Below are 26,469 nucleotides of genomic sequence, written 5' to 3'. Positions count from 1 at the left end.
CATGGCGCTTCGCCTCCGTGGTTTATTCCGGAGACGACGCGCGCGCCCGATCTCCCGAGCCGGTCGCCGCCTCGCGCCGGGCACGCGCTTCTTCATGAGGCCGACACGCTACCAGCTGTAGCGCAATCCGGCGCGGACGCCCCAGTCGCGTTCGGTCCGGGTGCCGGTCGTCCGCGATGCCTCGAAGAACAGGCCGGTGCGTGCGCCGACGGCGAGATCGGCGCCCGCCGCGAACTCGCCGCCGGTGCCGGTACGGTCGGCGGTCTCGGGAACGATGCCACCGCCGTCGCGGGAAGCCGCAATGCGCGGATCGTCGCCGAAGTCGTGCCGCGCGGACGCGCGCACGTACGCATTGCCGCCCAGCCGCGGGCCCTGCAACGTCCGTCCGACGGCGACGCCGGCGCGCGCGAACGAGATGTCGTAATCGTCGTGGGCGACGCGCACGCCGTTGCTGGTCACATGCTCGCGGCCGTCGACGACGCCGACGGACACGCCGAGCTGCGGTTCGACGTACCAGGACTGCGCGAACCGGAACGGATACCCGCCTTCGGCGTGCAGCCGTCGCGCGCGGGTCCGGTAGCGTCCGGCGATGTCGGTACCGGTGGAATCGCGGGCCGTGTAGCGGTTCTCCAGCGAAGTGGTTTCGGCCCCGATGAGAACGTAGGCGCCGCCGTCGGCGATCCAGGTGCTGTAGAGGCCGACCGTGGTCCCGGTCAGCTCGCCCCTGCCCTGCGCGTAGTCCGCGGTCGAACGGATGCGGCCTGCGCTGACGCCGGTGAAGTTGGCACCGGCACCGAGCGCGAAGCGACGATCGGCGCCGGCGCTCACGCCGCTGTAGTCCTGGCGATGACCGCGGGAGTACGCGGAATCCGCGGTCAGCCTGCCGCCGTCGATCCGCGCCCAGACGCCGGCGCGGTCGGCATCGCCGCCGCGCACCAGACCCTGCACGCGCCGCAGGGCGCCGGACTCGCCGAGCTTCCACAGCTCGACGGCGCTGTCCACGGCCTCGGCCGCCGTCAGGACGGTTTCCGACGGCCGGATCCCGACGGCTCCGCCGCCCGTACCGTCGCCCGTATCCGAACCACCGCCGTCGCCGTTGCCACCACCGGTCCCTTCACCACCACCCGTCTCACCACCGCCGGTCTCGCCACCGCCGGTTTCGCCGCCACCGGTCTCGCCGCCGCCATCTTCTCCGCCGCCCGGATCGCCGCCGCCGACCGGATCGCCGCCGCCACCGTCATCCGTCCCCCGGATGGCGATGCCGGTCAGCACGACCTTGCTGCCGTCGTCGCTCAGTGCCACCTGCGGGGCATATGCGAAACGTACCAGCGCGTTCTCGAAGGTGTTGCTCCACTCGCGGTCCAGGCCCGCCACGGAGGAGAACGCGGCATCTCCGCCGGCGGCGGCGCTGGCGTCGACGATGTCGATCGGCACCGCGGCCTCGATCGTGGTGCCGTCGCGCAGGGCCGTTGCGTCGACCCAGGAGGTGTCGTCCAGCACCGGGTCGTAGACGATGGCGACGTTCTGCGTACCGGTCGCGGAGAACGCCGCGATGCCGCTGCCGAACACGATCCGGTCGGCTGTGGCCGTGCCGGAGATGCCGGTGATGTCGCTGAGCAGCATGAACCTCGCGCCATCTTCCAGGGTCGCGCTGGCGCCGCTGCTACTGTCGACGACCAGCGTGCGATAAGTGTGATCCGGCACCGCGCCGGGTTCGAAGCCGCCCCAGTGCCCGGCCATATCGATCGTGCCGCCGTTGCCGATGGCCAACGAGCCCGTGCCGAAATCGTTGCTCAACGTGCCGGCGCCCTGCGGAATCCACGCAGCGCCGCCGGAGAATTCCAGGTCGGTCCCGCCGACGCTGTATCCCGCATCGGTCTGCCGGCCGACGACGATGCCGCGCAGCCAGGAATCGGACGTGTCGAAATTGATGTCGACCGAGCCGATGTTGCCGTTGGCGGTTTCGGTCGCGGTCGCGGTCGCGATGTCGCCGTCGAGCTGCACGCGCTGCCCGCCTGCCTGGTTGACGGTGACGCTGGCGTCCTGGATGTCGATCGGCACGCTCCAGATCGAGTACGCAGCGCCGGTGCCGGCCGCGGTCGTCGACACGGTCAAGCCGCCGGCAACGTTGACAGTGCCGAAGTTGCGGACGCCGTACACGTCACGGTCACAATTCGGGGTGTTGGGCGGGTCGCAAGCGGCGGCGACGGTGAACGACACCGGTGCGGTGGGCGAGGTGAAGTCGATGATGCCGCTGTTGACGGTGCCGTAGGTTTCCGCTTCCGAGACGACATCGACATTGACGGCGCCGTTGAACGTCATCACCGCACCGGGCGAGCGGTCGTTGCTGAGTCCGGAGGGCTTGCCGAACGGCGTGTAGCCGTTTTCCGGCCCTTCGCTGCGTACGCGCACGTCGACGTCGCCATTCCAGGTCATCCGCGCCCGCCAATGCGTGTTGGCGATCCCGTGCGTGGAGCGGGGCCCCTGGACATCGACCGTGGTGTCGCTGTTGACTTCCATGTTCCCCTGGTTGCGCACGCCGAATGCGGTCGAGCCCATCGCGACCGTGGTCAGCGACAGGTCGCCGTTCACCGTCAGCCGGCTGCCGACGCCGTCGTTGTAGATCGCATGGGCGTTGTCGCTGGGCCAGATCGACAGCGCCGAGATGGTGGTGTCTCCGTTGAAGGTGATGCGGCCATCGAAGCTGTAGACCGCATCGAGCGTGCCGCGGCTCTCGGCCAGGATCGTGGTCGGGCCGTTGAAGATGATGGCGCTGGTTCTATCGGCCCAGACCGCACGCGCATGGCCCTGCGTACGGGCGTGGATGTCGGTGGCGCCGTTGAAGATCGTGGTGCTGCGGCCGCGGCCGATCACCCCTTGCGCACCGTTACCCCGGACCATACCGAAATCCAGGTCGTTGGCGTTGGTGGAGATCCTGGTGTTGCCATTGACGGTGACCGTATTGCCGTCGTTGAGGATGCCGACCGCGCTGCCCACGGTGCTGCTCTCGCCGCGGATCGCCGACAGCTCCAGCCATCCGCCGCCGACCACGTCGAGCGCCACCGGCGGGTTGCCGCTGGTGATGGACATTGCATGCACGTCGTTGTCGACGCCTTCCAACGCCACGCTGTCGCCATCGGCGAAGCGGTAATGCAGCATGCCGTCCTGCTCGACGATGTCGTAGCCGGGGTCGTAACCGCCGCTGCCGCCATCGCGATCGTTGTCGGCGACGCCGGTGATCGTATCCTGGTAGTCGACCGCATGCACGGCGCCGGGCCGTGCGAACGCCCCCGTCATCACCGCGGTCGCGACGGACAGCGACAGCATCTTCAAGCGCCGCTGCGACTCGAGGCGCCGAACCTCGAGGCGTGCATTGTCGATGATGGATTGCTGCCAGAGCGGCGGCAGCGGCGGATGGCACGCATAGCTTCGTGCACGGGAGCGCGGACCGCGCTTCTGCGTCGGGTAGGACATTCGATTTCCCGGAAAAATGCAAGGACCGCCAAGCGCAAACGCATGACGGCCAACTGAAATACCTCTCCGAAAACAAGCTAGCACGGCATGCCGGGAGCATCCATAAGCCGTTGGTCGCAAGCTGCGCGTCGCGATGCGATTGTGTGATCGTTGTGGCACTGCGCGCGCAAGCAGGCCCGAACGCACCGAGGAGCAGTTGAGCCGGTGTGCGAATCCGTTCCCACGGCCTTCCGCCTCTTCTTGTCCGGAGGCGTTGATATCGACCGATCTGCTTCGGTCGTTCGCTTTCTCGATCCACGCGACATCGCGCCCGGTTGAGCGCGATCGGGGTAACGATCGTCGGCGATCACGGCGCGGATGATCGTCGAATGGCCGATGATCTTCCGCTGGTTTCGTGCTCAGCAGCGTCAGCTCGGCGCACTAGCAGGGCTTGCGGGACGTCGCCGGCCTCGTGCTTCCGGGCCGGCGATGTCGACCGATGCAGCCGCCCGAGCTCAGGCTGGAACGGGCGCAGTCCGGCGCGAGGCACGTAGGCCGAACCAGCCGAGTTCGGCGAAGGCCAGCACCACCAGCGCCTGCGCGGTGACGAAGGCGACCCCGAGTGGGCTCGGCTGCCAGTTGCCGCCGAAGGCCACCCATGCACTGCCGGCCACCCAGGCGAGGTTGATCGCGATCACGGCGTTCATTGCGCCGCGCGGCACCGTGGAATGGCGCGAGAGCATGAGCACCCATGCCACGAAGGGCACGCAGATCAGGCCGGCGATGCGCTGCAGGCCCGCTGGCAGTTGCAGCAGCGGCGCAAGTACGTCGGCCGCGGTGAGCAGCAGAAGGGCCGTGGCGCCGGTCGCGAGACCGTCCGCGAGCAGCAGGCGGGGCAGGAAGTTCGGGCTGGCGAATGTGCGTTGCAACGACATGGCGGACTCCTTAAGGTCGGATCGTGATCGGTTCGGGACAATGCTGGACCGCGGCCGCACCCGAAACCATTACCTGGCAGGTAATGACGGCCGCGACCCGCAATCGGCTATCGTCCACATATGACTATTTCCGCATCCGAACGCCCCCCGGTGGGGGAGCAACTGCGCGACTGGCGCCGCCGGCGACTGCTCTCGCAGGAAGCCCTCGCCGGCCTGGCCGACATCTCGTCGCGCCACCTGAGCTTCCTCGAGAACGGCCGTTCCGTCCCCAGCCGCGCGATGCTGTTGCGGCTGTCGGACCGGCTCGACGTTCCGCTGCGCGATCGCAACCGCATGTTCACCGCGGCGGGTTACGCCCCGGTCTACGGCGAGCATGCGCTGGACGACTCGAACCTGGAGGCGGCGCGGCGGACGATCGCCCTGTTGCTGCGCGGCCACGAGCCGTATCCGGCGCTCGCCGTCGACCGCCACTGGCAGATGCACGCGGCCAACCGTGCACTGGTGCCGTTTCTCCGGGGCGTGGCGCCGGCGCTGCTCGAGCCGCCGATCAACGTGCTGCGCCTGAGCCTGCACCCGGACGGCGTGGCACCGCGCATCGTCAACCTCGGCCAGTGGCGCGCGCACCTGATACAGCGCCTGCGCAGGCAGGTCGAGACCAGCGGCGACCCCGTCCTCGACGAGCTGCTGCAGGAGCTACTGTCCTATCCGGCGCCGGATCACGACGAATCGCCCGACCCGACCGCCATCGCCGTGCCCATGCGCCTGCGCAGCGAAGCCGGCGAACTTTCCTTTCTCAGCACCACCACCGTGTTCGGCACGCCCGTCGAGGTAACGCTGTCGGAACTGGCGATCGAGTCGTTCTTTCCCGCCGACGCCAAGACCGCGAAGGTGATGCGCGCGATGTCGCTGGTCGGCCGGGTCCTGCGGTTCAAGCTGCCACCACTGAAGCCAGGGGCCTGAGGGCACTCCGGATTCACCGACCGCGTTCGCACTGCCTACCGGTCCCGGTTGTCGGCAATATCGCTGACCAGCACTTCACCGGTGCCGAGCAGGATCGACGGCGCGGTCATCAGCGGATCCAGCAGGCGGCCGACGACCGGCCCGAGTGCCTGCCGGGCGGCTTGCATGTCCTCGGCCGTCTGCCACAGCGTCACCGTCAGCAGCCTACCGTCGCCGACATCCGCCACCACCGTGCCCTGGTATCCGGGACGCTCCGCGTGTACCTGCTGGAACTCGCGGAACTCCGGGGTCCGATGGACCGGAACGTCCGGGGAATACTGCGTCTGCCTGAAAACCGCATACATGGCCGCACTCCGTGATGGTGTCGCTGGCGATCATAGGGCCTCGCCCTGCACCTTTTTTACGCAACCGCAATCCGCCAGCGAGCAAGCTGCCTGGTGGCGGCAATCAATCCGCCGTGCGATGGATCACCCGTCCTCCCCGGATCGTCGCCCGCACGTCGCTCAGGCCGGTGATGTCCAGTGCCGGATCGGTGCCCAGCACCACCAGGTCGGCTTCCATTCCCGCGGCGATGCGCCCCTTGCGCTCACCGTGACCGAAGCGGTCGGCCGGCGCGGTGGTCATCGTTGCCAGGACCTGGCGCCAGTCCAGGCCCGCCACCGCCAGCAGCTCGATCTCGCGGCGTGTATCGACGTGTGAGATGTAGTCCACGTCGGTGCCGAACAGCACCGTGCCGCCGGCCTGCGTGTACACCCGCACCTGCTGGGTGGCGTCGGCGATGAAACGCTCGACCACCTGGTCTGGCGCATCCTCGCGCCGCAGCTCCGCCTCGAACAGGGTCAAGGTGGGGATCAGCGCGATCTCCGCGGCGCGCAGACGCTGCACCAGCGCTTCGTCCCAGGGACCCGAGAACGGTGTGCTGTGCGCCAGCACGTCCACCCCGCTCGCGATCGAGACCTCCAGCCCCTCCGTGTTGGTCGGATGCGCGAACGCCGGCTTGCCCACGCGGTGCGCTTCCTCCACCACCGCGCGGGCGATGTCGACCTTCATCGGCAACACCTCGATCTCCCCGCCGACGATGGCCCCGGCGAACAACTTGACTCCGTCGGCGCCGGCGGCCAGCTGCCGCGCGGCGCGCCCGCTTGCCTCTTCGGGGCTGGCCACTTCCGCACTCGGCACGCCGAGTTCCTCCAGCAGGTCGCGCACATAGACCGGCGTTCCGTCTTCGGGAAAGAACGGCGTATCGACGTGAAGAATGTGCGGCCCGACGACCTCGCCCGCCTCGATGCGCCTGCGCAGCGCCGCCGCGTTGCCGTTGAACGAAGAAATATCGAACACCGTGGTAAAGCCCCAGCGCGTCAGCATGTGCCGTAACACCGCATCCATCTCTTGCGCCGGGCGGGTGGCCGCCTCACGCGTCACCGGCCCCAGGAAATGCACATGGCTGTTCCAGAACCCCGCGGTGACGACCTTGCCGTTGCCGTCGATCACTTCGATCCCGTCCGGCACCTCCATCTCGTCCGATGCACCTACCGCCACGATACGGCCGTCGCGCACCAGAACCGTGCCGCGCTCGACCGGATCCGCTTCCGGCGCCGGATAGATGCGCGCACCAACAATGGCCAGGTCCGCAGCCGCAACCGGGCACGCGCAGGCCAGCAGCAACGTCCAAAGCAAGGCTTTCATCGACACGCACCCGGACTTGAAACAGCAAAGAGCCTGAATCGGCGCACGGGACGTGTCAATCGCCGGCTCTCGATGGCGGAGCCGCCCAATTCTCCGCGGCTCGAATGCACCGGCGCTACTTCGCCAGCAGGTCGGCGCCGGCCTTCGCGATCTCGCCGTCTTGAGAAGACTGCACCCCGGACACCCCGATGCCACCGACCAATCGGCCACCGGCCGACAGCTGCAAGCCTCCCTCGAGCGGCATGGCGTCCGGCAGGGCCAGCACCACGTGATTGCCCTTCTCCAGCAGATCCTGGTGGAAACGGGTGTCGCGCCGATAGTTGACCGCGTGGCGCGCCTTGGCCATGGCTACGTCGACGCTGGCGTTGGCGATGTCGTCCATGCGCTGGAAGTACAACAGCCGCCCCGCGTCGTCGACGATCGCGATCGCGACCCTCCACCCGTTCCGCACCGCTTCGGCTTCCGCGGCCTCCGCGATCTGTTTCGCCGCCGACAGCGTCAGCGCCGGCCTGTTGTCCAGTTCCACGTTCACCCCCGATTGCGCCGCGCCCGCCATGGGCGCGGCAAGCGCCAAGATCATGCCTACCGACTTCAACCGCTGCATCGTCTCTCCTTCACAAGGCCGCATCCGATCACCTCGGCATGGCGCGATATCGAATCGGAGCCACGCCGGATCGGAACAGCAAGTACGCCGCATCGTTCTGTGGAGCGGACATCCGCGCCGGACGGATCATAGTCTGAACGGGTGCTGCGCAACATCGGCATGCCCGCCGGTGATGCCGCATCGGACCTTCACCCGGCGCATTTCGGGAACCGCGTGGCTACACCGCTTCCTTGCGGGACCGCACCTGGCCGGCTGGCCGTCGTCACCGGTCCGGCGACGACGCACCAGGCACGGCCGATCCTTCCCTGGCGGGGCGCAGCATTTTCTCGTAGCGCCACACCTCCAGTTCGAAGATACCGCCGGGCACCGGCAAGCGGCTGGTCATGTTTCCCTGGCACCGCCAGCCGCACTTCTCGTAGAACCGGGCGGCGCGATCGTTGCCGATGGCGCAGGCCAGCCATGCGGTTCCGACACCGGATCCCGCCATGCGCGTCTCCGCATCCGCCACCAGTGCCGCCGCGACGCCCGTGCCGCGGGCAGCCGCGGACAGGAACAACTGCGACAGTTCGTCGCCGTCCACGATGCAGAAGCCGAGCGTCGCCCCCGCCGAATCCACCGCCACGCGCACGTCGCCGAGCGCCGCCAGCAGACGCTCGCTGAAGTTTTCGAGCGTACGGATGCGCCTGAGCGCCTCCGGCAGGATCGCCGCGTGCGCATCCTGCCAGGCATCGAACCAGAGCCGTGCCAGCGGTGAAACGTCCGCAAGGGTCGCGTCCCGGATCACCATCATCGCCTCGCCTCCAGTCTCCGGGCGCACATCATCGCAAGCGGCCGGTGGCCGTCAAGCGCAGGACCCAGCCGGGAGCCCTACTCCGTGTGCATGTGCGCCAACGCGAAGTCGATCGCCGCGCATACCGCCGCCACCTGCGCGGCATTGCACTGCTCCGGGGTCGCCCGCGGGCTATCGGGATAGACCTCGGTGGTCGTCACGTAGCGGGCATCGGTGATGCCCGCGCACAGGCCGAGCCGTTTGACGGGATAGTTGATGACGCCCGGGGCGACCATGGGCGAGCCGATGATCGCGCCGTCGCGGTCGGCCGGCGCGATATGGGTGACCTGCGCCACCGCCGCGATCACCGCCCGCTGGAACTCCGGCTGCGGATTGTCGCTGTCGCCGACCAGATAGAAACCATCGGGGACCTCGTCGGGCACGTACGCAACGCCGTCGCGGGCGGCCAGCGCCGGGCGAAATTCGGACTCGTCGGTATCGGTGGTCTCGTGCAGGTCGACGTGCACCAGCAGACGATCACGCAGCGGCGCCACCAGGCGCATCAGCGCCGCCGACTCCTGCGCCGGACTGTCGTCGCGGAACGAGCGGTTCGGGTCCACCGCATGCATGTTCCAGCGCTGGATCCTTTCGTAGGCCCATGGGCTGACGCAGGGCGCGACGAGCAGGTTGATCCGGCCCGCGTAGCCGGCCATGTGCCGCTCGACGAACTGCAGGGCGCCATGCACGCCGCTGGTCTCGTAGCCATGCACGCCACCGGTCACCAGTGCGGCGGGAAGCCCGTCCTGCCAGTCACGACTCCTGACGGCGAGCAGTGGATAGCGGTCGGGGCCGTAGTCCAGGCGGCCGTACTCCTCCACGTCGAAGCCTGGGCGCAGGCGCTCGACCGCCGCCAGTACGTCCGTCTCGAAGCTGCGCTTGCGGCGCTGCCGCGACAGCCAGTCCGCTTTCTCCGTGGCGCCCCACGGGCGTCCGGGCGTGCCGATCGGATAGGTGGCCTGGGTCGTCATCGCGTCGCTCGCTCCGCAGTGGCATTGGGTAAGGCGGTGCACTCTAGCATTGCGCCACGGCGCGGCCGCAAGCCGGGATTCCCAGGCGAAGCCGCCGCCGCTACTGCACCGATGTCCCCACTACCGCGTCGTAGGCGTGCAGGTCGAGCACGGCGGTGACTTCCACGACGAGGCCGTCGCGCAGTCGCAGGAACCAGGCGTAGCTGTTCTCGTAATGTCCGCCGTCGCGCAAGGTCGCGCTGGCCTCGAACAGCACCACCACCGTATCTGCGTCGGCGTATAGCCTGCGTACCACCGGCACCAGGGGCGAGGCCAGGCGCGCGTTGAACGGCACGAGGACATCGCGCTGCAGCGTGGGGCGATCATAGGTGCCGGCGCTCGGGGTGGGCCCGAGGATCGTCCAGGTCGCGTCCGGCGACAGCAGGACGAAGATCGAACCGCGACCGCTGCTCCAGTCGGCAAAGGCGCGCTCGACTCGCGCAAGGTTGGCCGCCTCCTCGGCACTCCGGTGCGTCGCCCCGGCAGCGGCCGCCAGCGGCACCAGGAACAGGACCACGGCAAGAACGAGCGATGCAGGCTTCATCACGGCACCTCAATGCGGGCTGGCGGTGGGGCGAACGATCATCTCGCTGACGTCGACGTCCTCGGGCTGGTCGATGGCGTAGGCGACCGCGCGCGCGATGGCCTCGGGCTCGATCCGCACCCTGCGGAAGGCTTCCATCGCCTCACGCGCGGTGGCGTCGGTGATGGTGTCGGCGAGTTCGGAGGTCACCGTGCCGGGCGACACCACGGTCACGCGCAAGCGTTCGGTCTCCTGGCGCAGGCCGTCCGAAATCGCCCAGACCGCGTACTTGGTCGCGCAGTAGACCGCCGCCGTCGGCGACACCGCATGCGCTCCGATCGAGGCGATGTTGATCACGTGCCCCGCACCCTGTGCCTCCATGCGCGGCAGCACGGCCGCGATCCCGTGCAGCACGCCACGGATGTTGACGTCGATCATGTGGTTCCACTCGTCCACCTTGAGCGCGCGCAGCGGCGACAGCGGCATCACTCCGGCGTTGTTGACCAGTACGTCGATCCGCCCGAATTCCGCCACGGCGGCGGCGGCGAAGGCCTCGACCTCCTCGCGCGATGTCACGTCGACGGCGCGGGCGTGCAGGCGGCCGCCGCCGGTGACGGCGCGGGCGGCCAGGCGCTCGAGACGGTCGAGCCGGCGTGCACCGGCGACCACGGTGGCGCCCGCGTCGGCGAGATGGCTGGCGATGGCTTCGCCGATGCCGCTGCTGGCACCGGTGACGAGGACGATCTTGTCGCGAATGGTCATGGCGTTCTCCCTTGCGGCACGTGCCGGTTGCGCACAGCATCGCGCCCGTCGCCGACCGGGCGGTAGACGGAAACTCCGCATCGTTTGCACGATCCTGCGGGACGGGTCCCGGCCTTCACCGAAACGGCGGGACGCGGCAATCACCGGAATCGCGAATCGCCATGCCTTCTGAAAGTCCGGCGGAGCAGGCGCCTGGACATCGCCGGCAGGCGCCCCGGCTACGTCCGCCGCTGCAACCCGCGCTTCTGGAACCAGTGATGGGCGTAGGGATTGTCGTTATACGGCGGGATCTCGCGGTATCCGTTGCGCGCGTACAGTGCGCGGGCTTCGGTGAGCGTGCGATTCGTGTCCAGCTGCAGCTTGTCCACGCCCAGCGCGACGGCATGATTTTCGAGCGTTTCCAGCAGGCGCTGGGCAATGCCCAGCCCGCGCGCCGAAGGCGCGATCCACATGCGTTTGATCTCCCCGACGTCGCGTCCGGTGACCTTCAGCGCGCCGCAGCCGACGGGATCGTCGTCCAGGCGCGCGATCAGGAACAGGCCCGCGGGCGGCACGAGTTCATCGGGATCGGCCGAAGGGCCGCGCGTCGCGTCGAAGCCTGTCTCGAAGCGCTCGTCCAGCTCGCACAGATATGCCCCGATGCACGCCCGCGCATCGGCGCTGCCGGGGTCCTCGGGCTCGATCGCTACCGCGGACGCGCGCATCAACCGCTCCACCTCGGCCATCGCCGCGGTCAAGCGTTCGCGCTGCACCGCACCCAGCGGCGCCAACAGCGAGGTCGCGAACTGCTGCGAGCGGCGGTCGAGCGCCTCGATTTCCCGCAACCCCTTCCGGGTCAACATGACCTGCCGCACCCGCGCGTCGGCGGACGCGCGTCGCGACTTCGCCAGCCCCTGCGCCTCCAGCGAGCGCAGCAATCGACTGAGATAGCCGGAATCCAGCGACAACCGCGCACGCAGATCACGTATCTCCGCGCCGCCTCGGCCGATCTCGAACAGCAACCGCGACTCCGCCAACGGGCGCCCGCGGCCGAGATAGTCGTCGGTCAGCACGCCGATCCGCCGCGTCACCGTGCGATTGAAATCGCGAACCTGCCGAATCTGGTGCTCGTCCATTTAGCTGACTTTAGTCAGACAAATGGACGACGTCAATGCAATCAGGCATCCGGGCTGGAAGCACGGCCGGGATGCCCGCCGCGGCCGTCGAGACGGGCTCACTCCCGCTACCGTTCCACTGTGCGTGCATCGCAGCCGTAGAAGCCACCGTAGCCGACCGCCAGCCCCGCTTCGAGCCGCAGATGCGCATCGGCCTCGCGCGTGTCGCCGTCCACGACGGATGGACCGCTGCCCGCGCCCGGTTCGACCACGACTTCCATGCCGTCCGCCGACAACGTGACGGCGACGGCGGGCGACGGCTTCGCCGCATAGCGCCCGCTCATCTCGACCAGGCGGCCGTGCAGCTTGACCACGCCCTTGGTGTCATTGGACGCGGCTGCAGGCATCGCGAGGGCCAGCACCGGCCCGGCGGCGCGGGAATAGCGGAAGCTGCAGCGCGGCATGCGACCGAGCACGCGCTCGATCTCCGCCTCGTCCAGTTCCTCCAGGTCGGTCATCGCGACCTCCGTGCTGGTGACCGCCTCGCGCGCAGTGACGAGGCGCGGCTGCGCCTCGGCCTCCTGCAGCGCGTCCATCTCGCCCGCACCGGACTCCAGTTGATCGATCAGGTATTTCATCTCGGCGATCTCGCGCCGCTGCGCCGCGATGATCTCGTCGGCGAGCTTGCGCACGCGCGGATCGCTGATCTGCGCCCGCGTACTGGTCAGGATCGCGATCGAGTGATGCGGCACCATGGCCTTCATGTAGTCCACGTCGCTCACCGTCGCTTGGCTGCGCACCAGCCACATGCACAGTGCGAACAACACGGCACTGCCGGCGAAGATCGCGATGTTGACCTTGCGCTGCTTGTACATGCTCAGCATGAAGACAAGCATGACGATGGCCATCGTCGCGCCCATCAACAGCGCCATCCACGCCCGCATCTCGCTCCACCGCACGTGGTCGAGCACGTAGGTGTTGAGATACATCAGCCCGAACATCACCACCGTCGCAGTGGCGACCATCGCGGCAAAACGCCAGTAGGACATCTGCATGCCTGCGCCTCTCCGCCTCAGTGATGCCGATCCGCCGGGCGATCGCCATGGGCGTGCGGCTCGCGGCCGGCATCGGTTGCGGATTCCTTCCTTGCGCCGCCGTGCGCGGCATTCCCCGCTTTCTCGCGTACGTCGCTGGACGTCCCGGCATGCCCATGTGCGTCGCCGTACGCGCGGTACTGCTCCGGTGTCATCGCCGGCAGCCGGTCGACGAACGCGGCGATGTTCCACAGCGTCGCCTCGTCGTGCGATTCGCCGAACGACGGCATGCCCGTGTACTTGATGCCGTGCCGGACGATCCAGAACACTTCCGCGGGTTCCCATTGGCTTGCAGCGTCGGTCAGGTGCGGCGCGCGCGGTCGCATGCCGCGGCTCCACCCAGCCGGTTCGGTGTCGGGGCCGCCATGGCAGTGCTCGCACATCGCCTTGTACTCGCCGGCGCCGGCGGCCAGATCCGCCTCCCCGAGCCGCGCCGCCACGCCGTCCTTCGGCGCACGCGAACGCACTGACGCGTGCATCGCGTGATCCAGCAGCCAGCGCATGCCCGCGGTGTGCCCGGTGCTGGCGGCGATGTTGTAGGCGCCGGTATAGGCGACCAACAGCGCACCGAGGAACAGCGCGAGCAGGGTGCCTACGACGCCTGCCGCCACACCCGTCCACAGGGGTTTGCGCTTGCCTTCCACGGCGGCTCCTGCGGTTTACGGCCAATCCGGATGCCCGCCGAGCCTACGCGCCGACGAGTGAATGGCGCGTCAGCCGCGCTGGCGGCAGCCGGACGTTGCGGCGCCGTTCGTCACGCCGCTGACCGCCATGACGCGATGATGGAATGCCTGGGCTGCGCTGGAACGGAGCCGATGCCGACGCGGGGCGTGATCAGCGCCCGCCCACGTCGGGCGTCGAGGCGGATGAATGCGGTCCGCGCATTCGGATGTCGATTCCGGCCTTTCCGGTTCGTCGCCGACAGGAGATCCGTCTTTCAGGAGGCCGACGATGCCCAACAACCCCGCGCTCATCCCCGCCGCCGAACTCGCCGAACGCAACCGCTACCGCTTCCCGAACGAGAGCGCCGAATACCGCCGCGCGCGCCAGGCGCTGCTGGCCGAGGAGATCGAACTGCGCCGGCACCTGGAACTGGTCGCCGAGCAGCGCCGGGCCCTGCCGCCCGGCGGCGAGGTGACCGGACACTACCGATTCGAGGGCGAACGCGGCCCGGTCGATTTCGCCGGCCTGTTCGGCGACAAGGACACACTGGTGGTCTACAGCTACATGTTCGGCCCGCAGCGTGAACGCCCCTGCCCGATGTGCACGTCGCTGCTGAGCGCCTGGGACGGCGAGGCGCGTGACATCGCACAGCGGGTGGCACTGGCCGTGGTGGCGCGATCGCCGATCGAACGCCTGGTCGCATTCAAGCAGGAACGCGGCTGGCGCGACCTCGCGCTGTATTCGGATACTAACGACAGCTACAGCCGCGACTACCACGGCGTCGGTGAGGATGGCGGCGACGATGCGGCCTTCAACGTCTTCACCCGGCGCGATGGCACCATCCGCCACTTCTGGGGCGGCGAAATGGGATTCGAAACGGCCGATCCGGGCCAGGACCCGCGCGGCGCACCTGACCCGATGCCGATCTGGATGATCCTCGATGTCACCCCCGAAGGTCGCGGCAAGGACTGGTATCCGAAACTCGGCTACGACGACTGATGCCGGAACCAATTGACTGGCCGGTGCGAGGCCGTGCGTCCACGCATGATCAGCCAGCGGCGTGCCCGAGCCACTGCTTCCACGCAACGCAACGCGTGCTTGCGGTCACGGGGCTTCACGGCCCAGCGCTCCCGGCGACATACGACGCGCTTGCGCTGATGTCGATTTCCGCCCGCACCGCTCGTCGCTCAATCAGAGGGTCGTCCTCTGTCTTAGGAGAATCGTCATGCCGAGCACCATCCGTCTCTACCGCGTCCTGAATGCGCCGCCGGATCGCGTCTACCGCGCGTTCCTGGATCCGGCAGCGATGTGCAAATGGCTGCCGCCGCACGGGTTCACCGGCACGGTGCACGAGATCGACGCAAAGGTCGGCGGCCGTTACCGGATGTCGTTCACCAACTTCGGTACCGGCAACCACCACGCGTTCGGCGGCGAATACCTGGAGCTCGTGCCGAACGAGCGCATCCGCCACACGGACCGTTTCGACGATCCCAACCTGCCGGGCGAGATGACCGTCACCGTCACGCTCAAGGCCGTTTCTTGCGGCACCGAACTGCAGATCGTGCAGGAAGGCGTACCGGACGTGATCCCGGCGGAAGCCTGCCACCTAGGATGGCAGGAATCATTGTCGCTGCTGGCGCAGGTGGTGGAGCCGGAGATCCCGGACTGACCGCTGGCCGCAAGCCACTCTAGCCTCCGGCCAAGACTGGGGGTTAGCGTGGCAAGGCCGACGGCGGCCCGGCCGCTTCCCGCTTCCGCCTTTACGCCGCAAGCCGACCGACTGGTGCATGCGGATATTCGGCCTGGCGCTTCTGGAACGACACGATCGCCGGCTTCTGGATCACACCGCCGTCGATGTTCACGGCCTGGGACAGGGTCGGATCGCTTTCCCAGCCGACGCGGCCCTTCGCCATCGCCTCCACATACACCACCAGCGCCGCGGAGATGGAGCGCGACGCGCTTTCCCACAGGTAGCTGGGCGTGTGGTCGACGGCGTAGTAATCGACCCCGCCGACCTCGAACATCGGGTCGCGGAAGGTCGTGGGCCTGGCGAAATAGAATCCCATGCCTTCATCGCAACTGACGTCGATGACCAGGCAACCCGGTCGCAGGCAATCGGCCTCGTCGCGGGTGACGAAGTCGACCGGACTGGCGGGGTTCTGGAAGGTGCCGTTGATGATGATGCCCGCCTCGCCGATCAGGTCGCCCAGTGGCAGGCGGCTGCCGTCGTGCTGGACGACCATCATCCGGGCCTCGCCTTCCGTGCCCGGTTCGATGCGGACGTAGTGGCAATCCAGCACCTCTTCGCGCACCTCGTGGTCGGGGCGCTGGATACAGATGGTGATGTCACGGAAGCCGTGCGCCTTGAGTGCATAGATGGCACCGCGGCTGACCGCACCGAAGCTGAAGATGAGCGTCTTGCGCTGGTTGCCGTAGTGGCCATCGATGCCCTTGAGCTGCAGCGCATGCAGCACGGCGCAGTAGCCGGCCATTTCGTTGTTCTTGTAGAAGGTATGCCGCCCGATACGGCCGTCCGGACTCCAGACGAACATGTCCTCGAAGGCGATCAGGGTCTGCCTGCGATCGATCGCGGCCTGGGTGATGGCGCGTTGCTGGGCGCAATGCACGTAACCCCACAGCACCCCGCCCTCGCGCAGTTCCTGCAGATCGGCGAGCACCGGCTTGGCGATGACCACGGTACCGGCGTCGGCCAGCAGTGCGGCGCGCGGGGCGATGCCACCCGACTGCGACGCGATGGTCGCATCCGCAATTCCGAAGGGCGTGCCGTAGCCGGTTTCGAACACCAGTTGGCGACGGACGTCCTCCGGCAGCCGTGACAGATGCTCGGGATGAATGGGGACACGGTGCTCGTCGGGTTTGCGCGACGTGCCGACGATGCCGATGGAGGATGAATTCAGTTGCATGCCCGGTTCCTGCATGAGATGAGACCGTCCAGCGGACTGCACGGCGGCCGAAGCCGAAGCTGCCGTCAGCGACGGCAGCAGGATGCTCAGTGCGGAGAGTGGGTGGAGGTGCGACGCGGCTGAGTCGCCGTCACGACATTGCGTCGTGGTGCCGACGCAGTATGCACGTTTGCGCGCTGTCGCATGTGAGCAGAACCTGCTGCTTCGGGAAAAGCGCGCCTTCATGTTCATTTTCCGTCCTTTCCATCTCTGCGAGTTCGCCTGCGCTGCTCCTGCGCCATGCGGTGCGGATGCCGCCGGCGCGATACGGCCCGGAAACCACGCACCGTTCGGACCGGATGTCGGGTCGTCACATCACAATGGCCGCGTCCGTCATTCCATGACGGAGCAACGACGCCATCGTTTGCCACGCCGTCCAGACCACAGGAGCAGAACGCCGATGCCTTCGGTGGAATCGAGAAACGCCACGAGCAGACATCGGACGCAGCGGGGTGAGGCCGACAGTGACCACCGTCAGGGTGACCATGCACACATGAGGCGCTGCCGGCGCATTGGCACACTTGAGGCCACCACCCCGACACCGGAGCCCGAGATGTCCAGGCTGCGACGACACCTGCTGGCTGCACTGCTGCTGGCGCCTCTGGCCGCAAGCACCGCGACCGCGAATCCTCCTGTCGAGCATCGCGGCGAAGCCGTCGCGCGCGCGCTTGCGGATACGGTGACCCCGCGCGCGCAAAGCGAAGTGCTCGTGCTCGGCTTCTGGCATACCGCGGCCTTCAAGGAGATGGAGCCGCGCCACCTCGAAAGCACCCTCGAGCGGCTGGACCGCTACGCGCCGACGCAGATCGCCGTGGAATCGCTGCCACCCGACGAAATCGCCCTGCTGCTCGAGCAGCGCGACCACTCGGAAGCCGCCCGTTGGGTGCTCGATACCTTCGGCAAGCGCATCGTCGAGAACGGCGCTCCCATGCAAAAGCACCTGGGCACCGACCGCGCCACCGCTGCCGGGCGCATGGAGGCGCTGCTGGCCGAGGCCGGACCGGAGATGGCCGCCGACGCACGTACCGAACTCGTCGGCCAGATGCTGGCCGCCTACGAATACGACAGCGCCGTCCTGCAGTGGTCGTACCTCAACCCGGAACAGCGCCAGGCGGCTGGACTGCCGGAGACGGTACGCACCGCGCTCGACGAGGAGCTGCAGTCGAAGCGCGAGAACGTCATCGTGGCACTGGAACTGGCACGCCGGCACGGTCTGCAGCGCATCCATCCCATCGACAGCCAGTACGAGGTCATCCGCACCCTCGGCTTTCCACAGGACGTCATCGACGATGTGTTCGCCAATCCCGCCCAGGCGGTCTGGCGCGAGGGACCGCAGATGCAGCGCGTGTTCGCCCTGCCGGAGCGGGCGTTGGAGGCGGGCGACCTGCTCGGGCTGGTCCGGGAGGTCAACTCACCGGACGTGCTGGAAGTCGATGCAGGTCAATGGCGGTCCTGGCTGACCATGGACCATCCCAGCGGGCTGGACCGCTTCCGCTACGCCATGTGGGAACAGCGCAACCTGCGCATGGCCAGCGCCATCCTCGACGCTGCCGCATCCACGCAGCCCGAACGCGTGCTGGTGGTGGTGGGCTTCTCGCACAAGGCCTATCTGGACCGCGAGCTGGCGACCAAGCTCAGCCTGAAGCTGCGGCAGTTCGAGGAGTTCGATACATCGGCTGCTGGAGCCGCAGAACATTGAACCGTCACTCCCGCACGCAGAACAGGGGTCGGTGACCCCTGTTCTTCTGCTTCTGCGGAGCCGGAACGGAATCCGCCGTGCACAGCGCCTATCCGGGACAGGGGCCGGTGGTCACTTCCGTGCGCGAGCCGCCCGAGGCACCCCAAGTGGCGATATGGCCGGTGCAGTCCTTCCATCTGCCGCCGATCGCCACGCCATTCGCGTCATAGTAGGTGTACTCGATCCAGGAGCCGCCGGGACCATCGGGTGGCTCCTTCGCGATGGCGGCTCCGAACGCAGTCGCGCTCAGTGCGAGGGCAAGAACGAAAACACGGGTACGAGACATTCCATTCTCCTTCGTGATGGCGATAACGCCACTGCCGAGATTAGCGCTATGCGGGGAGCCGGGGCAGGCCCCGGCGCGGACTTTCGTCACGTTTCGCCGTATCGGCGAACATTCTCAGACGATCCAGCGGGGCCGGATTCGGCAACCAAATCGACATTCAGAGACTCCGGACGATCCACATGCGCGAGAACACGCGCCTGAAGGACGAGCGCGAGACCAACAGAAACGGCGGCGCGTTTGGCGCGAGATCTGCCTGAGATGCGCCTGAATCCGCGATCAGACAGTCCATGGCCGCGCTACGGGCCCGGTTCCGCGGTCCAAGTCACCTCACCAGAGCGCTGCTGCTGGGCTTGCATGCACTGCAGGCCATCGTACCGACGACCACCACAAGCCCCTGCTGGATCTTGAGTGCGCCTATCTAGACAATAAAGTCTAGACAAAACAGTCTAGATGGTATACCGTGGCGCCGTCACCCGTACCACATGCGCACTAGCGATGGCCAAGCCCCGCCCGCCCAAGCCCACCCCCGCCGAACTCGATCTGCTGCGCACCCTGTGGAAACTGGGCCCTTCCTCGGTGCGCCAGGTCCATGAGGCGCAGCGGAACGAGCGCCCCGACCTGGCCTATGCCACCGTGCTGCGGCTGATGCAAGTCATGCATGGCAAGGGCCTGCTCAAGCGCGACGAGAGCCAGCGCTCGCACGTGTACTCGGCCGCGCAGCCGCAGGGTTCGCTGCAGACGAAGCTGCTCGACGATCTGATCCACAAGGCCTTTGCCGGATCCGGCAAGGCGCTGGTGCTGGCCGCGCTGCGCGGCGGCCGCGTCAGCGACGCCGAACGCGAAGAGATCCAACGCTTCCTCGAGGAGACCCGCGATGACTGACGCCCTGACGGTGCTGGTGCCGGCACTTGCGCTCGCGCTGCTGCACTTCCTCTGGCAGGGCATGCTGGTCGGCCTGCTGGCCTGGCTGGCGCTGATCCTGCTGCGCAATGCAAGGCCCCAGGCGCGCTATGCCGTGGCCTGCTTGGCGCTACTGGCCTGCATGCTGCTGCCTGCATGGCGCCTGGCCCATGCGCTGACGGGCGCGGACGCCGCATCTGCACCGGCCGCGCGCGTCGCGCTGGCAGCCGACGGCATGGACGCCGCGCCGCCGACAATGCAAGGCGATGCGCTGCTGGAACTGCCGGGTCCACCAGTGGATGCCCTGCCCTGGATCGTCGCATTGTGGGCGGCAGGTGTGTGCCTGCTGTCGCTGCGGATGGCCTGCGGGTTGCTCTGGGTGCGCCGGCTCTGCCGCGACGCGCATGCCGAAGCTGGCAGCCGCTGGCAGGCCTGTGTCGACCGGCTCGCTCCGCGGCTCGGCATCGGCCGCCGGGTCGCGCTACGCCTGGTTGACGTGGGCGACAGCCCGGTGACCGCCGGATGGTGGCGACCGGTGGTGCTGATGCCGGTGGCAATCGCCTCGCGCATGCCCGCGGACCTGGTCGAAGCCCTGATCGCGCACGAACTGGCGCACATCCGCCGCCACGACTATGCGGTCAACCTGCTACAGGGTGCGGCCGAGGCGCTGCTGTTCTATCACCCGGTGGTGTGGTGGCTGTCGCACCGCATCCGTAGCGAACGCGAACTCGTCGCCGACGATCTCGCCGCCACGGCCCTGGGCGAACCCAGGTGCCTGGCGCTGGCCCTGTCCGAACTCGATCGCGATGCCTGCCCGCGATCACCCGTCCCGCAGCCCCACTACGCGCTCGCCGCGCGCGGAGGTCAACTCATGTTCCGCATCCAACGACTCGTCCGCCCCGGTCACCGCCCTGTCAGCGGCATCCTGTTGCTGCCGCTGGTCGGGCTCGCCGTGGCCGGCGCCGCCTTCTACGCGCATGCCCGCATGTCGCCCCTGCCACCGGGAGCCCTCGTACAGTCCACGTCCACATCCACGTCCACGCCCATGCCGATGGCGGCCGCGCAGGCCCTGCCAGCGCCCGCCGCGAAACCGGGCGTGCAGGTCGTGGCCGCCGCGGACGAGGACGACCGCCTCAGCTATGCGCTGGTGCGCAAGGACAGCGAGGGATTCTCGATGTCCGGCAACACGGATGATATCGACGACATCCGCGCCGCCCGACGCCGCATCGACGGCGATTTCCTCTGGTTCCGCCGCGACGGCAAGGCCTGGGTGGTGCGTGACGTCGCCACCGTGGCCCGCGCCCGCGATGCCTGGGCCGAAACCAACGCGCTAAGCGGACAGATGCAGGCGCTGGACGCGCGTATGAAGCCGCACAGCGATCGCATGGAGGCGTTGGGCGCGCGCATGCAGGCGCTCAGCGAACCCGATGCCTTCGAATCGCCGGAGGCGCGCGCCGCCACCGCAAGGATGGACGCCCTGGGCGGGGAGATGGAGGCGCTGGCCGAACGGCAGGTGACGTTGGCCCTGCGCATGCACGACGCGGAGCAAGCGGACGCGCAGCGGATAGAACGCGAACAGGAGGAACTCGCGCGCCAGCAGGAAACCCTGCAACAGGAAATGGAGCGGCACGGCGCAACGCTCGAGGCCCTCGGCGAACGCATGGAGGCGCAGCACGAGCCGATGAAAGCTCTGGGCCGCCAGATGGAAGCCGCGAGCGAGCCGGTGGAAGCGATCGGCGAGGAAATGGAAGCGCTGGGCACGCGCATCGAAGCGCAGGCACGACTCGCCGACGACCAGGTACGGAAGCTGATCGACGAGGCCTACCGCAGCGGCCGCGCGCAACCGGCGCCGACGCAGCATTGATTCCCTGCTGCGCCCGCGGCGGCGCCCGCCCGTTCGCCGAACGCCTCTTTGCCGCCTATTGACAAAAATATTTGTCAATGCGATAACGCCCCCATGCGCGATCTCCACGTCATCGAAGCTCCGCAAACCGCCGCCCTGGTCATGGATCCGATCAAGGCGCGACTGTTGGCCGCACTTTCGGAGCCTGCGTCGGCGGCCTCGCTCGCCGGCAAGGTGGGCCTTGCGCGGCAAAAGGTGAACTACCACCTCAGGGCCCTGGAGGAACACGGGCTGGTCGAGCCGATCGAGGAGCGCCAGTGGGGCGGGCTGACCGAGCGGCTGGTCGTCGCGACGGCCGCTTCGTACGTCGTCTCGCCGGCCGCGCTCGGCTGCATCGGCGCCGATCCGGCGCGCAGCAACGATCGCCTGTCGGCCAGTTATCTCATCGCCCTGGCGGCCCGGATCGTGAGCGAGGTCGGCCGGCTATGGCAGACGGCGCGAACCGGGAACAAGCGGCTGGCCACCCTGTCGATCGATATGGTCATCCGATTCAAGTCGCCCGCCGATCGCGCTGCTTTCACCGAGGACCTGACCAACGCCGTCGCAGCGCTGGCGGCGCGCTATCACGACGAACGCACGTCGGGCGGCCGGCCGCACCGGCTCGTGGTGGCCGCCTATCCCGCGCCCGCCGGTGCCAAACCACGAGGAGAATGAAACATGCCGATCAAGAAAGACGAGAGCGGGAAACGCTGGGTTGAAATGGAACTGCTGGTGCCCGGCACGCCGGAGCAAGTGTGGCAAGCAATGGCGACGGGCGCGGGCAATTCGGCCTGGTTCACCAGAACGGAGATCGAGGAACGGGTCGGCGGCACCCTCCATTTCGACCTCGGCGCCATGGGAAGTTCCACCGGGGAGGTGACGGCGTGGGAGCCGCCGCTGCGGTTCGGCTATGTCGAGCGCGATTGGAGCGACGGCGCGCCGCCCGTTGCCACCGAGATCACCATCACCGCCAGGTCGGGCGATCGCTGCGTGATGCGCATGGTCCACTCCCTGTTCGCGTCGACCGACGACTGGGACGACCAACTCGAAGGCTTCGAGGGCGGCTGGCCGGGGTTCTTCGAGGTGCTGCGGATCTACCTCGCGCATTTCGCCGGACGGGAGGCGGGGATGTTCGGTGCGATGGAGCGCGTTGAGGCGTCGGAGTCGCAGGTCTGGCGGCGATTGACCGAACTCTTCGGGACCGCCGGCGCCAATTCCGGCGATGAGATCACCGCACCCGAGACGCCGGAGCGCCTGTCGGGCGTGGTCGAACGGATCGATCAGAGCGCCAGGCACCGCTATCAAGTCCTGCGCCTGAACGCTCCGGAGCCCGGCGTGGCGCTGATCGGCACCTACCGATGGGGCGAAAGCACGCATGCCAGCGTCAGCCTGTATCTCTATGGCGACGACGCGAAGCGGAAAGCCGCAGCGAGCGAACCGAAGTGGCGGGCATGGCTGGAGCGGGCCATCAAGGCATAGCGATCGGCCTCCACAGCAGCACGAACGCGCTGATCAGGATCACCGCGGCGATATTGATCCAGAAGCCGGCACGCACCATGTCGTCGATGGTGATGTAGTCGGAACTGAACACCGCGGCATTGGGCGGCGTGGAGATCGGCAGCATGAAGGCGCAGCTGGCCGACAGCGCGATGACCGCCATGATGGTGTGCGGATCCGCGCCGATGCCGAGCGCCAGGCCGATGCCGACCGGGATCAGCATGTTGGAGACCGCGGTGTTCGACATGATCTCGGTCATGAACAGCACGATCGCCGCCAACGCCACGACGATCAGCGCGAACGGCAGCACCTGCAGGCCGCCCAGCAGGCCGCCGAACCATGCCGTCAATCCCGAACTCTCGAAGGCGGCCGCCAGCGACAGGCCGCCGCCAAACAGCAATAGCAGCCCCCACGGCAGGCTCTTCATGTCCGGCCAGCCCATCAGGCGGCCCCGCCCGCGCCGGGCCGGCAGCAGGAACAGGCTCACCGCGCCGATCATCGAGATCGACGTGTCCGACAGCCGCAGCGGCGCAGGCAGGAAGCCGCTGCCGATCCACAACGCACCAACGGCGCCGAACACCGCCAGCACCGCCTTCTCCTCGAACGCCATCGGGCCCAACCGCCGCAGCTGCTCGCGGGCGAACCCGGCACCGATGTCCTGGCGCGGGCGCACGCGAAACTTCAGCCTGGTCATGTAGAAGTACAGCACCGCCAGCATCAGCACGGTCAACGGCGAGGCGAAGAAGAACCATTCCGCGAAGGTGACCGTCCGGCCCAGGTTCTGCGCCGACACCGCCGCGAACACCGCATTGGGGACCGAACCGATCAGCGTGGCGAGGCCGCCGATGGAGGCCGCATACGCGATGGACAACAGCAGTCCCTTCGCAAAACGCTTCAGGGACGCCTCGTCGTAGAGTTGCTCCCGGCGGATCTCCTCGATCAGCGCCAGGCCGATCGGCAACATCATCAAGGCGGTGGCCGCATTGGAGATCCACATCGACAGGAACGCCGTCGCCAGGATGATGCCCAGCGTGATCCGCTGCCCGCCCGCCCCGACCATCGACAGGATGGCCATCGCGATGCGCTTGTGCAGGTCCCACTTCTGGATCGCCAGCGCGATGGTGAAACCGCCCATGTACATGAAGACGATGGGGTTGCCGTAGGCCATCGTGGCGGTGCGCTCGTCCGCGCCGCCGGTGATCGGCAGCAGGAAGATCGGCATCAGCGAGGTGGCCGGGATCGGCATCGCCTCGGTGATCCACCAGGTGGCCACCCACAGCGTGACCGCCAGCACCGCACGCGGCGAATCGTCGAGCCCGGTGAGGGCCGGCAGCAAGTAGACCAATGCGAACAGCAACGGCCCCAGGCCCAGGCCCACGCGCTGGCGCATCGAAACGCCCGGATCCGGGCTCATGGCGATGTCCGCAGATGAAACCAAGTGCCCTCCCCGCGCCGATATGCACAGCGGGGGATGGTACCCGGTCATCCGGCACACCCGCCCGACGCGCCGGGACGCCCCACGTTTTCCGCGTTTCAGCACGGGCCAAAAGGTCGACACGCCGCCCTCCGTTTCTTCTACGCTGCGCGTTTACCCACCTCGCCTGCATTCCCATGGACAACCTGCTGCCGATCCTGTTGCCGCTGGCGCTGCTGGACAGCCTGAACCCGTCCGCCCTGGTGGTGGCGCTGTGGCTGCTGTCGCAACCGCGCGCCGCGCCGCGCCTGCTGGCCTACGTGGCCGGCATCCTGGTCGCCTATCTCGGCCTGGGCATCGCGATGATGCTGGGCATCACCGCCGCGCGCGATACGCTGGCCGCCGTGCTGGACCATCCCGTCGCGGTGGCGTTGCAGGCGCTGCTGGGCGCAGGGCTGCTGGTCTATGCGATCTTCGCGCCGTCCGGTGCGCACCAGGCGCACGAGCCGCACGCGCCGGCCAGCGGACGACTGGCGGCCTTCGCGCTACTGGGCATGACGGTGACGGTGGTGGAGCTGGTGACCGCACTGCCCTACTTCGCGGCCATCGCGCTGATGATCGCCGCAGAGCTGTCCCCGGCGCAGTGGCTGCCGCTGCTGGTGGGCTACAACCTGGTGTTCGTGGCGCCGCCATTGCTGCTGCTGGGCTTGCATGCACTGCTCGGCCACCGCACCGACGAGCGCTTCGCCCGCTGGCGCGAACGCCTGCGCCGCGGCGCGCGCGAAGCGACGCTGTGGATCTTCGGCATCGTCGGCGTGGCGCTGCTGGGCGACGCGGCAGGTCGATGGATCAAAGCCGGCAAGGAGCGGGACGATGCGGTGGCGATACACGCGCCGGTAGCGCCCGCACAGGGAAATGCGGCACGTCCAGCCGCGGATCGTAGCGAGCCGCGGACGACCTAGTTGCGTCCGTCCCTGAAAGGCCGCGCCATCGCCTCCAACAAGCCGTGCTGCTCGTCGTCACCGGTGAGTTCCCACATGAAGACGCCGAGCAGGCCGCGGTCCCTGGCGAGCTGTGCGCGGATCGCGATCGATTTCGGGTCCTCGTAGCTGACGAACTTCCGCTCGCCGCGATGGAACAGCCACGGCGACTGCGCGACCGGATGCCAGTGCTGCTCCCATTGCGGATCCGGCAGCAGGTCGGCCTTGATGTCGCGCCAGGCGCCCGGAACGAACGTCCCGGCGTAGGCCTGGTACAGGCCATCCTCCGCCTCGGAGGAAACCCGAAAACCGCGGCCATAGAACGGAACGCCCAGCACCAGCTTGTGCGCGGGCACGCCCTGCTGCCGGTAGTAGTCGATCGCGCCCGCCACGTTGTTCCATTGCCGCATCGGCTGATCCAGCGGATCCTCGGCGACTTCGTGCAACGGCGCGTTGAACGAGGAAACCGCGGAGAAACCGGTGCCCATGTCGTAGGTCATCAGGTTGATGAAGTCGAGCACCCCGGCGAGTTCGGCCAGCTCGTAGCTGCGCGCAGGGTCGTAAGGACCCGCCGACTGCAGGCGCCCCGCCGGAAGCGCGGCGGTGAGCAGGAACGATTGCCCGCGCTCCTTGCCGAGCGCCCGCAGCTGCCGCCGGAACTCGCGCGCCAGCAAGGTCATGTTGCACCGGTCCTGCGGACGCGCGCCGATCTCCGGCGGCCCCCCGTAGACCGGGTACTCCCAATCGATGTCGACGCCGTCGAAGCTGCCGCGATGCGTGTCGAAGAACAGCGCCATGCAGGATGCGACGAGCCGCCGCCTGGATTCGGCAGTCGACGCGGCATCGGAGAACCCGCCCGCGCCCCAGCCGCCGATCGAGATCAGCGTCCGCAGCCCGGGATGTCGGCGCTTGAGTTCGGCAAGCGCGGCGAAATGCGCGCCCGCCTCGGCGCCCGGGCTGGCGCAGCGGCCCTGGTCGATGGTGGCGAAGGCATAGAACAGATGCGTGAGCCTGTCTGCCGGAATTCGCGAGATCGGATAGCGCGCTGCCGATCCGCCGGGGAAGTAGGCACCGATCACCTTCGTCGCGGGTCGGTTGCCATCGGCGGCGTGGGCCGCCACCAACGGATTGCCCGCGGTCAGGCCGACGAGGAAAGCAGCGATCATCCATCGAGACACGGGCATCGCCTGTTCGGTTGA

General features: G+C 68.1%; 25 protein-coding genes. 9 read left to right on the top strand and 16 right to left on the bottom strand.

Annotated elements, in window-relative coordinates; all coding sequences use genetic code 11:
• Positions 1 to 108: 108 nt before the first annotated feature.
• Complete coding sequence (locus FXO19_RS00660; RefSeq protein WP_255516279.1) at positions 109 to 3,327, bottom strand: autotransporter outer membrane beta-barrel domain-containing protein; 3,219 nt, start codon at positions 3,325 to 3,327, stop codon at positions 109 to 111.
• A gap of 641 nt (positions 3,328 to 3,968) precedes the next feature.
• Positions 3,969 to 4,388: a hypothetical protein gene (locus tag FXO19_RS00655; protein ID WP_149193132.1), complete on the bottom strand. Its 420-nt coding sequence runs from the start codon at positions 4,386 to 4,388 to the stop codon at positions 3,969 to 3,971.
• Positions 4,389 to 4,508: 120 nt separating this feature from the next.
• Between FXO19_RS00655 and FXO19_RS00650 the strand changes: the two genes are divergently transcribed.
• Entirely contained in the window at positions 4,509 to 5,348 is an 840-nt protein-coding gene (locus tag FXO19_RS00650; RefSeq protein ID WP_149193131.1) for a helix-turn-helix domain-containing protein, read from the top strand.
• Between the two features lie 35 nt (positions 5,349 to 5,383).
• Here FXO19_RS00650 and FXO19_RS00645 read toward each other — a convergent pair whose 3' ends face one another.
• The 10 genes from FXO19_RS00645 to FXO19_RS00600 form a co-directional block, all read right to left on the bottom strand.
• Positions 5,384 to 5,692, bottom strand: a complete 309-nt coding sequence (locus FXO19_RS00645; protein ID WP_149193130.1) for a hypothetical protein — start codon at positions 5,690 to 5,692, stop codon at positions 5,384 to 5,386.
• A 103-nt stretch (positions 5,693 to 5,795) separates the two neighbouring features.
• Complete coding sequence (locus tag FXO19_RS00640; RefSeq protein WP_255516191.1) at positions 5,796 to 7,034, bottom strand: amidohydrolase family protein; 1,239 nt, start codon at positions 7,032 to 7,034, stop codon at positions 5,796 to 5,798.
• 115 nt (positions 7,035 to 7,149) lie between these two features.
• Entirely contained in the window at positions 7,150 to 7,608 is a 459-nt protein-coding gene (locus FXO19_RS00635; protein WP_223115397.1) for a GlcG/HbpS family heme-binding protein, read from the bottom strand.
• 292 nt (positions 7,609 to 7,900) lie between these two features.
• Positions 7,901 to 8,425: a GNAT family N-acetyltransferase gene (locus FXO19_RS00630; RefSeq protein ID WP_149193129.1), complete on the bottom strand. Its 525-nt coding sequence runs from the start codon at positions 8,423 to 8,425 to the stop codon at positions 7,901 to 7,903.
• Between the two features lie 80 nt (positions 8,426 to 8,505).
• Positions 8,506 to 9,435, bottom strand: a complete 930-nt coding sequence (locus FXO19_RS00625) for a M14 family metallopeptidase (RefSeq protein ID WP_149193128.1) — start codon at positions 9,433 to 9,435, stop codon at positions 8,506 to 8,508.
• Between the two features lie 100 nt (positions 9,436 to 9,535).
• Complete coding sequence (locus FXO19_RS00620) at positions 9,536 to 10,018, bottom strand: nuclear transport factor 2 family protein (protein ID WP_149193127.1); 483 nt, start codon at positions 10,016 to 10,018, stop codon at positions 9,536 to 9,538.
• A gap of 9 nt (positions 10,019 to 10,027) precedes the next feature.
• On the bottom strand, positions 10,028 to 10,759 hold the full coding sequence (locus FXO19_RS00615; protein ID WP_149193126.1) for an SDR family oxidoreductase: 732 nt from the start codon (positions 10,757 to 10,759) through the stop codon (positions 10,028 to 10,030).
• Positions 10,760 to 10,977: 218 nt separating this feature from the next.
• Positions 10,978 to 11,874, bottom strand: coding sequence for a bifunctional helix-turn-helix transcriptional regulator/GNAT family N-acetyltransferase (locus tag FXO19_RS00610; RefSeq protein ID WP_149193125.1), 897 nt, complete (start codon positions 11,872 to 11,874; stop codon positions 10,978 to 10,980).
• Positions 11,875 to 11,981: 107 nt separating this feature from the next.
• Entirely contained in the window at positions 11,982 to 12,908 is a 927-nt protein-coding gene (locus FXO19_RS00605; protein WP_223115396.1) for a DUF305 domain-containing protein, read from the bottom strand.
• A gap of 17 nt (positions 12,909 to 12,925) precedes the next feature.
• Positions 12,926 to 13,591, bottom strand: a complete 666-nt coding sequence (locus FXO19_RS00600) for a c-type cytochrome (RefSeq protein ID WP_149193124.1) — start codon at positions 13,589 to 13,591, stop codon at positions 12,926 to 12,928.
• A 307-nt stretch (positions 13,592 to 13,898) separates the two neighbouring features.
• Between FXO19_RS00600 and FXO19_RS00595 the strand changes: the two genes are divergently transcribed.
• Both FXO19_RS00595 and FXO19_RS00590 read left to right on the top strand, forming a co-directional pair.
• The gene (locus FXO19_RS00595) at positions 13,899 to 14,609 is read left to right on the top strand and encodes a DUF899 family protein (RefSeq protein ID WP_149193123.1); all 711 of its coding nucleotides are present in this window, start codon (positions 13,899 to 13,901) and stop codon (positions 14,607 to 14,609) included.
• Positions 14,610 to 14,835: 226 nt separating this feature from the next.
• Positions 14,836 to 15,279 carry an SRPBCC family protein gene (locus FXO19_RS00590; protein WP_149193122.1) on the top strand — a complete coding sequence of 148 codons (444 nt, stop codon included), beginning with the start codon at positions 14,836 to 14,838 and terminating at the stop codon, positions 15,277 to 15,279.
• A gap of 91 nt (positions 15,280 to 15,370) precedes the next feature.
• Here FXO19_RS00590 and FXO19_RS00585 read toward each other — a convergent pair whose 3' ends face one another.
• The gene (locus FXO19_RS00585; RefSeq protein ID WP_223115395.1) at positions 15,371 to 16,534 is read right to left on the bottom strand and encodes a N(5)-(carboxyethyl)ornithine synthase; all 1,164 of its coding nucleotides are present in this window, start codon (positions 16,532 to 16,534) and stop codon (positions 15,371 to 15,373) included.
• A gap of 592 nt (positions 16,535 to 17,126) precedes the next feature.
• Here FXO19_RS00585 and FXO19_RS00580 point away from each other — a divergent pair.
• On the top strand, positions 17,127 to 18,272 hold the full coding sequence (locus tag FXO19_RS00580; RefSeq protein ID WP_149193121.1) for a DUF5694 domain-containing protein: 1,146 nt from the start codon (positions 17,127 to 17,129) through the stop codon (positions 18,270 to 18,272).
• 88 nt (positions 18,273 to 18,360) lie between these two features.
• On the opposite strand, the gene FXO19_RS00575 is transcribed toward FXO19_RS00580, so the two are convergent.
• Entirely contained in the window at positions 18,361 to 18,597 is a 237-nt protein-coding gene (locus tag FXO19_RS00575; protein WP_149193120.1) for a DUF6289 family protein, read from the bottom strand.
• A 495-nt stretch (positions 18,598 to 19,092) separates the two neighbouring features.
• Here FXO19_RS00575 and FXO19_RS00570 point away from each other — a divergent pair, with 495 nt between their 5' ends.
• The 4 genes from FXO19_RS00570 (at position 19,093) to FXO19_RS00555 (ending at position 22,858) form a co-directional block, all read left to right on the top strand.
• The gene (locus FXO19_RS00570; RefSeq protein ID WP_149193119.1) at positions 19,093 to 19,479 is read left to right on the top strand and encodes a BlaI/MecI/CopY family transcriptional regulator; all 387 of its coding nucleotides are present in this window, start codon (positions 19,093 to 19,095) and stop codon (positions 19,477 to 19,479) included.
• The gene (locus tag FXO19_RS00565; protein WP_149193118.1) at positions 19,472 to 21,361 is read left to right on the top strand and encodes a M56 family metallopeptidase; all 1,890 of its coding nucleotides are present in this window, start codon (positions 19,472 to 19,474) and stop codon (positions 21,359 to 21,361) included. Before FXO19_RS00570 ends, FXO19_RS00565 begins: the two co-directional genes overlap by 8 nt.
• Positions 21,362 to 21,454: 93 nt before the next feature.
• On the top strand, positions 21,455 to 22,054 hold the full coding sequence (locus tag FXO19_RS00560; protein WP_149193117.1) for an ArsR/SmtB family transcription factor: 600 nt from the start codon (positions 21,455 to 21,457) through the stop codon (positions 22,052 to 22,054).
• A 3-nt stretch (positions 22,055 to 22,057) separates the two neighbouring features.
• Positions 22,058 to 22,858: an SRPBCC family protein gene (locus tag FXO19_RS00555; protein ID WP_149193116.1), complete on the top strand. Its 801-nt coding sequence runs from the start codon at positions 22,058 to 22,060 to the stop codon at positions 22,856 to 22,858.
• Here the strand turns inward: FXO19_RS00555 and FXO19_RS00550 are convergent.
• Positions 22,848 to 24,290 carry an SLC13 family permease gene (locus tag FXO19_RS00550; protein ID WP_223115394.1) on the bottom strand — a complete coding sequence of 481 codons (1,443 nt, stop codon included), beginning with the start codon at positions 24,288 to 24,290 and terminating at the stop codon, positions 22,848 to 22,850. The genes FXO19_RS00555 and FXO19_RS00550 overlap by 11 nt on opposite strands.
• Positions 24,291 to 24,487: 197 nt before the next feature.
• Between FXO19_RS00550 and FXO19_RS00545 the strand changes: the two genes are divergently transcribed.
• On the top strand, positions 24,488 to 25,252 hold the full coding sequence (locus FXO19_RS00545) for a GAP family protein (RefSeq protein WP_187775567.1): 765 nt from the start codon (positions 24,488 to 24,490) through the stop codon (positions 25,250 to 25,252).
• On the opposite strand, the gene FXO19_RS00540 is transcribed toward FXO19_RS00545, so the two are convergent.
• Entirely contained in the window at positions 25,249 to 26,436 is a 1,188-nt protein-coding gene (locus tag FXO19_RS00540) for a glycoside hydrolase family 18 protein (protein WP_149193114.1), read from the bottom strand. The genes FXO19_RS00545 and FXO19_RS00540 overlap by 4 nt on opposite strands.
• Positions 26,437 to 26,469: the final 33 nt, after the last annotated feature.

The sequence above is a fragment of the Luteimonas suaedae genome, from assembly GCF_008312895.1.
GTDB classification, from domain to species: domain Bacteria; phylum Pseudomonadota; class Gammaproteobacteria; order Xanthomonadales; family Xanthomonadaceae; genus Luteimonas; species Luteimonas suaedae.
Note: the sequence above shows the minus strand (reverse complement) of the source record. Positions and strands in the feature narration are given on the sequence as shown.

What these genes read in the sequence shown, in the direction of transcription:
- FXO19_RS00560 (WP_149193117.1), top strand. Translation starts at nt 21,455, where the DNA reads ATGCGCGATCTCCACGTCATCGAAGCTCCGCAAACCGCCGCCCTGGTC.
- FXO19_RS00630 (WP_149193129.1), bottom strand. Translation starts at nt 8,425, where the DNA reads ATGGTGATCCGGGACGCGACCCTTGCGGACGTTTCACCGCTGGCACGG.
- FXO19_RS00595 (WP_149193123.1), top strand. Translation starts at nt 13,899, where the DNA reads ATGCCCAACAACCCCGCGCTCATCCCCGCCGCCGAACTCGCCGAACGC.
- FXO19_RS00585 (WP_223115395.1), bottom strand. Translation starts at nt 16,534, where the DNA reads ATGCAACTGAATTCATCCTCCATCGGCATCGTCGGCACGTCGCGCAAA.
- FXO19_RS00615 (WP_149193126.1), bottom strand. Translation starts at nt 10,759, where the DNA reads ATGACCATTCGCGACAAGATCGTCCTCGTCACCGGTGCCAGCAGCGGC.
- FXO19_RS00645 (WP_149193130.1), bottom strand. Translation starts at nt 5,692, where the DNA reads ATGTATGCGGTTTTCAGGCAGACGCAGTATTCCCCGGACGTTCCGGTC.
- FXO19_RS00540 (WP_149193114.1), bottom strand. Translation starts at nt 26,436, where the DNA reads ATGATCGCTGCTTTCCTCGTCGGCCTGACCGCGGGCAATCCGTTGGTG.
- FXO19_RS00650 (WP_149193131.1), top strand. Translation starts at nt 4,509, where the DNA reads ATGACTATTTCCGCATCCGAACGCCCCCCGGTGGGGGAGCAACTGCGC.
- FXO19_RS00620 (WP_149193127.1), bottom strand. Translation starts at nt 10,018, where the DNA reads ATGAAGCCTGCATCGCTCGTTCTTGCCGTGGTCCTGTTCCTGGTGCCG.
- FXO19_RS00545 (WP_187775567.1), top strand. Translation starts at nt 24,488, where the DNA reads ATGGACAACCTGCTGCCGATCCTGTTGCCGCTGGCGCTGCTGGACAGC.
- FXO19_RS00655 (WP_149193132.1), bottom strand. Translation starts at nt 4,388, where the DNA reads ATGTCGTTGCAACGCACATTCGCCAGCCCGAACTTCCTGCCCCGCCTG.
- FXO19_RS00555 (WP_149193116.1), top strand. Translation starts at nt 22,058, where the DNA reads ATGCCGATCAAGAAAGACGAGAGCGGGAAACGCTGGGTTGAAATGGAA.
- FXO19_RS00660 (WP_255516279.1), bottom strand. Translation starts at nt 3,327, where the DNA reads ATGCTGTCGCTGTCCGTCGCGACCGCGGTGATGACGGGGGCGTTCGCA.
- FXO19_RS00625 (WP_149193128.1), bottom strand. Translation starts at nt 9,435, where the DNA reads ATGACGACCCAGGCCACCTATCCGATCGGCACGCCCGGACGCCCGTGG.
- FXO19_RS00565 (WP_149193118.1), top strand. Translation starts at nt 19,472, where the DNA reads ATGACTGACGCCCTGACGGTGCTGGTGCCGGCACTTGCGCTCGCGCTG.
- FXO19_RS00610 (WP_149193125.1), bottom strand. Translation starts at nt 11,874, where the DNA reads ATGGACGAGCACCAGATTCGGCAGGTTCGCGATTTCAATCGCACGGTG.
- FXO19_RS00575 (WP_149193120.1), bottom strand. Translation starts at nt 18,597, where the DNA reads ATGTCTCGTACCCGTGTTTTCGTTCTTGCCCTCGCACTGAGCGCGACT.
- FXO19_RS00640 (WP_255516191.1), bottom strand. Translation starts at nt 7,034, where the DNA reads ATGAAAGCCTTGCTTTGGACGTTGCTGCTGGCCTGCGCGTGCCCGGTT.
- FXO19_RS00590 (WP_149193122.1), top strand. Translation starts at nt 14,836, where the DNA reads ATGCCGAGCACCATCCGTCTCTACCGCGTCCTGAATGCGCCGCCGGAT.
- FXO19_RS00605 (WP_223115396.1), bottom strand. Translation starts at nt 12,908, where the DNA reads ATGCAGATGTCCTACTGGCGTTTTGCCGCGATGGTCGCCACTGCGACG.
- FXO19_RS00580 (WP_149193121.1), top strand. Translation starts at nt 17,127, where the DNA reads ATGTCCAGGCTGCGACGACACCTGCTGGCTGCACTGCTGCTGGCGCCT.
- FXO19_RS00570 (WP_149193119.1), top strand. Translation starts at nt 19,093, where the DNA reads ATGGCCAAGCCCCGCCCGCCCAAGCCCACCCCCGCCGAACTCGATCTG.
- FXO19_RS00550 (WP_223115394.1), bottom strand. Translation starts at nt 24,290, where the DNA reads ATGAGCCCGGATCCGGGCGTTTCGATGCGCCAGCGCGTGGGCCTGGGC.